5 protein-coding genes and 1 tRNA gene are annotated in these 6,340 nt (G+C 71.8%); 4 read left to right on the top strand and 2 right to left on the bottom strand.

What is annotated here, in order from left to right; genetic code table 11:
- The first annotated feature begins 895 nt into the window (after positions 1–895).
- From orn to LEL83_RS15565, 3 genes are all read left to right on the top strand, one after another.
- Positions 896–1,534: an oligoribonuclease gene (orn, locus tag LEL83_RS15555; protein WP_198657994.1), complete on the top strand. Its 639-nt coding sequence runs from the start codon at positions 896–898 to the stop codon at positions 1,532–1,534.
- 75 nt (positions 1,535–1,609) lie between these two features.
- Positions 1,610–1,685, top strand: a tRNA-His gene (locus LEL83_RS15560).
- 75 nt (positions 1,686–1,760) lie between these two features.
- Entirely contained in the window at positions 1,761–2,105 is a 345-nt protein-coding gene (locus LEL83_RS15565) for a metallopeptidase family protein (protein ID WP_198658621.1), read from the top strand.
- A 112-nt stretch (positions 2,106–2,217) separates the two neighbouring features.
- Here the strand turns inward: LEL83_RS15565 and LEL83_RS15570 are convergent, their stop codons facing one another.
- Together LEL83_RS15570 and LEL83_RS15575 are read right to left on the bottom strand one after the other, a co-directional pair.
- Complete coding sequence (locus LEL83_RS15570) at positions 2,218–3,486, bottom strand: acyl-CoA dehydrogenase family protein (protein WP_225559501.1); 1,269 nt, start codon at positions 3,484–3,486, stop codon at positions 2,218–2,220.
- Positions 3,483–4,904, bottom strand: coding sequence for an NtaA/DmoA family FMN-dependent monooxygenase (locus LEL83_RS15575; RefSeq protein WP_225559502.1), 1,422 nt, complete (start codon positions 4,902–4,904; stop codon positions 3,483–3,485). Before LEL83_RS15575 ends, LEL83_RS15570 begins: the two co-directional genes overlap by 4 nt.
- Positions 4,905–5,006: 102 nt before the next feature.
- On the opposite strand from LEL83_RS15575, the gene LEL83_RS15580 reads away from it, so the two are divergent.
- Positions 5,007–6,340: MFS transporter (locus LEL83_RS15580; RefSeq protein WP_225559503.1), on the top strand; the 1,334-nt coding region annotated here is incomplete at its 3' end.

The raw sequence follows: 6,340 nt of genomic DNA on the forward strand, positions 1-6,340 counted from the left end.
CGGGCGGGCGGATTCGGCGCGGTTCGGGAGGCACGGAATGCGGGTTCTGCCCGTTCGCGCGCGGTCGGTAAGCCGGTGGGCGGAATGGGAGCGGTTCGGGAGGCGCGGGGCAAGGATTCTGCCCGCTCGCGCGCGGTCGGCATCGGGTGGGCGGAATGGGAGCAGTCTGGGCGGCGCGGGGTGCGGATTCCGCCCGCTCGCGTGCGGTTCGCTTCCGGCGGGGATGACGAGCACGACCCACGGACCCGCGAGCGGGCGGAACACGCGGCGCTTCGGCCGCCGCACCCGCAGATTCCGCCCGCTCGCGTCGCCCTGGCCTCCGGACACTGTCGCGTCCGTCCGAGCGGGCGGAATGCGTCACCACGAGCCCCCGGGCCCGCAGATTCCGCCCGCTCGCGCTGCACGCTCGGCTCGCACCACCGGCATCCGCACTCGGCGCGCACGAGTGGGCGAAACCTGACGGCTCTCGGCCACGGCGCTCGCGGATTCCGCCCGCTCGCGCCGCGTGAGCTTTCGGACGCCGACCACGCCCACGCCATCGGGCGAAACCAGCGATCCCCGAGCCACCTGCGCCCACATCTCGCCCGCTCGCGCCGCGCGAGTCTCCGGACGACGACCACACCCACGCCCACGCCCAAGCGATCGGGCGGAACACGTCACCCCGAGCCCGAGCGCATCCAATCTTCACCCGCTCGTGCTCCCGCCCCCACTCCCAGTCCAGCGCCCGCCCGCTCCGCGCTCGGCCTGCCCGCCCGGCCCACTCGGCGGCGCGAGGCGCGGGGCGGACCCGCGCCGGGCCTCCGGGCCGACGCAACACGACCGACGCAACACGACCGCACGCACCGGCCGCACCCCGCGTACGGGCCGCTCGCGGCCCGGGAATAGGATCGGGGACATGGCAACCGCGAATGACCGCCTCGTCTGGATCGACTGCGAGATGACCGGCCTCGACCTCGGGGTCGACGAACTCGTCGAGGTGGCCGTCGTCATCACCGACTTCGACCTCGAGCCCGTGCACCCCGGGTTCGACATCGTGATCAAGCCGGACCAGTCCGCGCTCGACAACATGAACGAGTTCGTGACGAAGATGCACACGACCTCGGGTCTGATCGAGGAGATCCCGAACGGCGTCAGCCTGGCCGACGCGGAGTACCAGGTGCTCGAGTACATCCTCCAGCACGTGCCGGCCGAGGGCTCCGCTCCCCTCGCCGGCAACACGATCGGCACGGACCGGGCGTTCCTGTCGAAGTACATGCCGCGGGTCGACGGACACCTGCACTACCGCAGCGTCGACGTGTCGAGCATCAAGGAGCTCTGCCGTCGCTGGTTCCCGCGCGTGTACTTTAACGCGCCGGAGAAGCACGGTGGGCACCGGGCCCTCGCGGACATCCTCGAGTCGATCCGCGAGCTCGAGTACTACCGCCGCGCCGGCTTCGTCGCGGAGCCCGGCCCGACCACCGACGACGTGCGTGCCGTGCAGGCCGACGTGGTGGCGAAGTGGGAGCCGCGGCTGGCGCAGCCTGCGGCCGAGTAGCGACACGGGTGGTCCGCACCCCGTCGCGCATGTACTACTATTGAGTGGTCGCGCCGGTCCGCCGGTTCGAACATGGTGGATATAGCTCAGTTGGTAGAGCGCCTGGTTGTGGTCTAGGAGGTCGCGGGTTCGAGACCCGTTATTCACCCCACGAGTCGAAGGCCCCGTCCTGCAGGACGGGGCCTTCGCAGTTCTCGGATGGTCGTGTGCCACCATCGAGTCCGTGATGGAGATGTCCGCCGACGAGTTCGAGCAACTCGTGACCGACGAGCTCGACCTGCTGCCCGACGAGATGGTCGACGGCCTCGACAACGTGGTGTTCGTCGTCGAGGACGAGCCCGAGGACGGCTCCGACCTGTTCGGCGTGTACGACGGCGTCGCGGCGACGGAGCGCGGGCAGTACGGGTTCGGCGAGCTGCCCGACCGCATCGTCGTGTTCCGCAAGCAGCACCTGGCCGAGTGCGACACGCTCGAGGAGCTCAAGGACGAGGTGCACACCACCCTCGTGCACGAGATCGGGCACTTCTACGGGATCGACGACGAGCGGCTGCACGAGCTCGGCTGGGCGTAGCCGCCAGCGACGCGCGCACCCGGCGCCCGGGTTTCGGGCTCAGCGACATCCCTCGGGCCCGCCGGCGCGAGAACTGTCGCTCACCGCGAGAATTCGCCCCGCGCCCCGCCCCTCAGAACCGCGTCGGCCCCACCTCGTGGTACTTCTCCCACGCGTCGACCGGCCCCTGACCGTGCAACGCGTACTCCCCCACCATCCGCTCCTTGTAGACCGCCGGGTTGTGCGACGCCACCACCCGCGCGTTCCGCCAGTGCCGGTCCAGCGCACGTGTGCGGTCGGCCGCGGACGCCCCGCCGACCTCGAAGAGCTCGGACGCCGACCGCAGCACTCGCGGCCCGATCTCGACCTGCGCCTGGTACACGGCGTTCTCGGCCGCGTCGAGCAACGGCTTCGACACACCCGCCGGCCCCGGCACGTTCGTCGCCACCACCGTGTCGAGCAGTCCCGCCGCCGCGGCGACGAGTGACCGAGCCGTGAATGCCCCGGCCGACAGCCGCCCGAGCACCGCGAGCACCTGCGGGTCCTCCCCCGGGACGGCGGCGTTCGCGTGGATGTACGTGCGGGTCCGGGGCCGGACGAAGGCCACGGCGTCGTCGGACACCGCCTGCCCGATCCCCGCGAGCACCGCCAGCAGGTAGAGCTGGTAGAAGGCCTGGATGTGCGACAGCGGAGCGTCGCGGTAGGCCGACACCGCCGAGGGGTCGACCGCCACCCCGTCGAACACGGTGGTGCCGGACGCGGTCAACCGCTGCCCGAACCCGTCCCAGTCGTCGATGCTCCGCACACCCGGCGCGGAGGCATCGACGGCGAACGTCACGCGCTCCCCGTCACGGTCCGCCGCCAGGTAGATCCAGTCCGCGTAGAGCGTGCCCGTCGAGTAGAACTTCCGCCCGTCGAGACGCAGGGAAGCACCAGCCGGCGTCACCGTCGTCGAGATGTCGGCGAGCGTCGTCCCGGTCCGCTCCGAGGTCGCGTTCCCGACGATCGCCCCGTCGACGATCCGCTGCAGCCACTCGTCACGAGCGGGCGAGTCGGGTCGCAGCAGCACCAGTTCTGTGAACCCGAAGTGACCCCGCCACAGGTGCGCGATGTTCGAGTCCGCCGCCGCCAGGTCCGCCACCAGGTGCGCGAGTTCGACCAGCGTCACGCCGGAGCCGCCCCGGTCCTCCGGCACGCGCAACCGCCCGAAGCCCGCGTCGGCGAGCGCGCGGACCTCGGCGTGCGGCAGCGGCCGATCGCCGGGCTCCCCGGAGGCGAGCTCACGCTCGACCGCGCCGTCGCGGGTGGTCGCGAACAGCGGTGCGAAGCGCGCCCGCAGCGTGGTCAGACGGTCAGCCGGGAGGCCCGTCCCGCCCCCGTCGGTCGTCGTCGCCGCCGTCATGCGGTCACCTCCACGGCCCGCGCCGCGTCTGCGACGCCGCTCGCGCCGCCCGAGAACGCGCCGCGCCACTGCCTGGCGGGGTGCGAGTCCGGCAGCTGTGCGTGACCGAAGAGCTTCTCGCGCAGGGTCCCCTCGCGGTACTCGGACTGCATCAGGCCGCGCTCCTGCAGGGTCGGCGCGATGTGGTCGACGAACTCCTTGTAGGAGCCGGGCAGCGTCCAGTTGATGACGTTGACGCCGTCGACACCGATCCGCTGCCAGTCGGCGAGCTCGTCGGCGATCTGCTCCGGCGTCCCGACGACCCGGGCGCGGAGCTTGGCGGACAGCCGGGCGAGGTCGGCGATGGTCGGTTCGCGGTCACCGGCGGCCTCGCGGAGCCACTGCAGGTGCGACTGCCCGGCGTGGGTCCGGACCTCGGACAGCGGGGTGTCCGGGTCGAGGGGTTCGCCGGTGTCCGGGTCGAAGCCGAGGTTCGAGTGCACCAGGAAGCCGTCGGCGGCCAGGTACTCGTCGATCTCCGCCTCCTTGGCCTTCGCCTCGGCCTCGGTGGCGCCGGTGACGAAGGCCAGGCCGAGGAAGAACGCGATGTCCTCGCGTCGGCGCCCCGCTGCCGAAGCCAGGTCGCGGGTCTCGCGGATGAGCTGCTCGGTGGCGTCCCGGTTCGAGGTGAGGATGAACTGTGCCTCGGCGTTCCGCGCGGCGAAGGCCTGGCCGGCCGGCGACGACCCGGCCTGGAACAGCACCGGGGTCCGCTGCGGGCTGGGCGCGCTCAGGTGCGGGCCCTGCACGTCGTAGCGCGTGCCGTGGTGGTCGATGCGGTGCACCTTGTCGGGGTCGGCGTAACCGCAGACGGGGTCCTTCAGGACGGCGCCGTCCTCCCACGAGCCCTCCCAGAGCTTCGCGCAGACCTCGAGGTACTCCTCGGCCCAGACGTAGCGCTCGTCGTGCTCCTCGAGCCGGTCGGCCCCGAAGTTCCGGGCGGCGCTGTCGAGGGCGCTCGTGACGACGTTCCAACCGATGCGGCCCTGGGTGATGTGGTCGAGCGTGGAGACCTTGCGGGCGAAGTCGAACGGGTGCGCCTGGATGACGCTCGACGTGAAGGCCAGACCGAGGTGCTCGGTCGACACGGCGAGCGCCGAGAGCAGCACGGAGGGGTCGTTCGAGGGGATCTGCAGTCCCTCGCGCAGGTTCGTCGAGTAGTCGCCACGGCCGGGGCCGTAGGTGCCGACGACGTCGGCGAAGAACATCGCGTCGAACTTGCCGCGCTCGAGGGTCTTCGCCAGGTCCGTCCACAGCGTCACGTCGTCGAAGTCCGCCTGTCGGGCGTCCGGGTGCCGCCACAGGCCGTGCTGGATGTGCGAGGTCGTGTTCATGACGAAGGCCGCGAAGCGCAGCGGGCGGTTCGGTGCATCGCTCATGCGACCCATCGTGGTCGGCGGGCGCCGCCCGACGACAGCGTCGTGACCTCCCGTTACGCGCGGTGTTCCCCGCGGCCCGGGACGCGACCATGCTCCTGAGGCATGCCGACCCAGACGACCGCAGCCGCGCCTCCCGTCCGTCCCACCGGACCGTCCACGAACGCGACCCGACGTCGGGTCGCCCTCGCGTCGTTCGTCGGGACGACCGTCGAGTACTACGACTTCTACCTGTACGCGACGGCGTCGGCGCTGGTGTTCGCGCCGACGTTCTTCCCGTCCGTGACGCCGGCGATCGGGGTCATCGCGTCGTTCGCGACGTACGGTGTCGGGTTCGTGGCGCGACCGCTCGGCGGTGTGATCGCCGGCCACCTGGGCGACCGGATCGGGCGGAAGAAGCTGCTCGTCGCGTCGCTGCTGCTGATGGGCGTCGCGTCCACGCTGATCGGGGTGATCCCGTCCGCGGCGACCATCGGGGTCAGTGCCGTCGTGGCGCTCGTGTTCCTGCGGCTGCTGCAGGGCGTCGCGGCCGGTGCGGAGTGGGGCGGCTCGGCGCTGCTGTCGGTCGAGCACGCGCCGGAGCGGCACCGGGGGTTGTTCGGGGCGTTCACGCAGATGGGGTCGGCCGGTGGGATGCTCCTGGCCACCGGGGTCTTCACGCTCGTGCGGACGTCCCTGGGCACCGAGGCGTTCCTGGCGTGGGGCTGGCGGCTGCCGTTCCTGTTCTCCGCGGTGATCGTGGCGGTCGGGCTCGTCATCCGGCTCGGGGTGCAGGACGCCCCGGTGTTCCAGGAGCTGCGCGCTTCGGGCGGGGTCGAGCGGTTCCCGGTGTGGCAGGCGATCCGGCAGCACCCGCGGTCGATCCTGGTGACCGCGGGCCTGCGACTCGTGCAGCCGGCGCTGTACTCGATCCTGACGACGTACTCGCTGACCTACCTCGGGAACGTGCGCGGGCCATCGGGCTCGGACGCGGGGCTGCAGGCCGTGCTCGTGATCTCGGCCGTGTCGCTCGTGTCCACGCCGTTCTGGGGGTGGCTGTCCGACCGGGTCGGGCGGCGGGTGCTGACGATCTGGTCGGCGGTGGGGATCGCGGTGCTCATCTGGCCGTTCTTCGCGTTCCTCGACGCCGGGCCGCTCGTGCTGCTGCCGCTCGTGGCGCTGATCGGGATGTGCGTGTTCCACGACAGCATCTACGGGCCGCAGGCGGCGTGGTTCGCGGAGCAGTTCCCGACCGGGCGTCGGTACTCGGGGATGAGCCTCGGGTACCAGATCGGGTCGATCTTCTCGGTGGGGCTGACGCCGCTGCTGGCCGCGGTGTTCGTGGAGCTCGGGGGCGGGTCGCCGTGGATCCTGTGCGGGTACCTCGGGGTGTACGCGGTGCTGACAATCGTGGCGGCGGTGTTCGCGGTGGATCCGCGGGCGCGGGCGTGGGGTGCGGG

This window comes from Curtobacterium oceanosedimentum, assembly GCF_020297365.1.
Lineage (GTDB): Bacteria > Actinomycetota > Actinomycetes > Actinomycetales > Microbacteriaceae > Curtobacterium.

Excerpts from the sequence above, each read along its gene's own strand:
- orn (WP_198657994.1), top strand. The coding sequence starts at position 896 with ATGGCAACCGCGAATGACCGCCTCGTCTGGATCGACTGCGAGATGACC.
- LEL83_RS15565 (WP_198658621.1), top strand. The coding sequence starts at position 1,761 with ATGGAGATGTCCGCCGACGAGTTCGAGCAACTCGTGACCGACGAGCTC.
- LEL83_RS15570 (WP_225559501.1), bottom strand. The coding sequence starts at position 3,486 with ATGACGGCGGCGACGACGACCGACGGGGGCGGGACGGGCCTCCCGGCT.
- LEL83_RS15575 (WP_225559502.1), bottom strand. The coding sequence starts at position 4,904 with ATGAGCGATGCACCGAACCGCCCGCTGCGCTTCGCGGCCTTCGTCATG.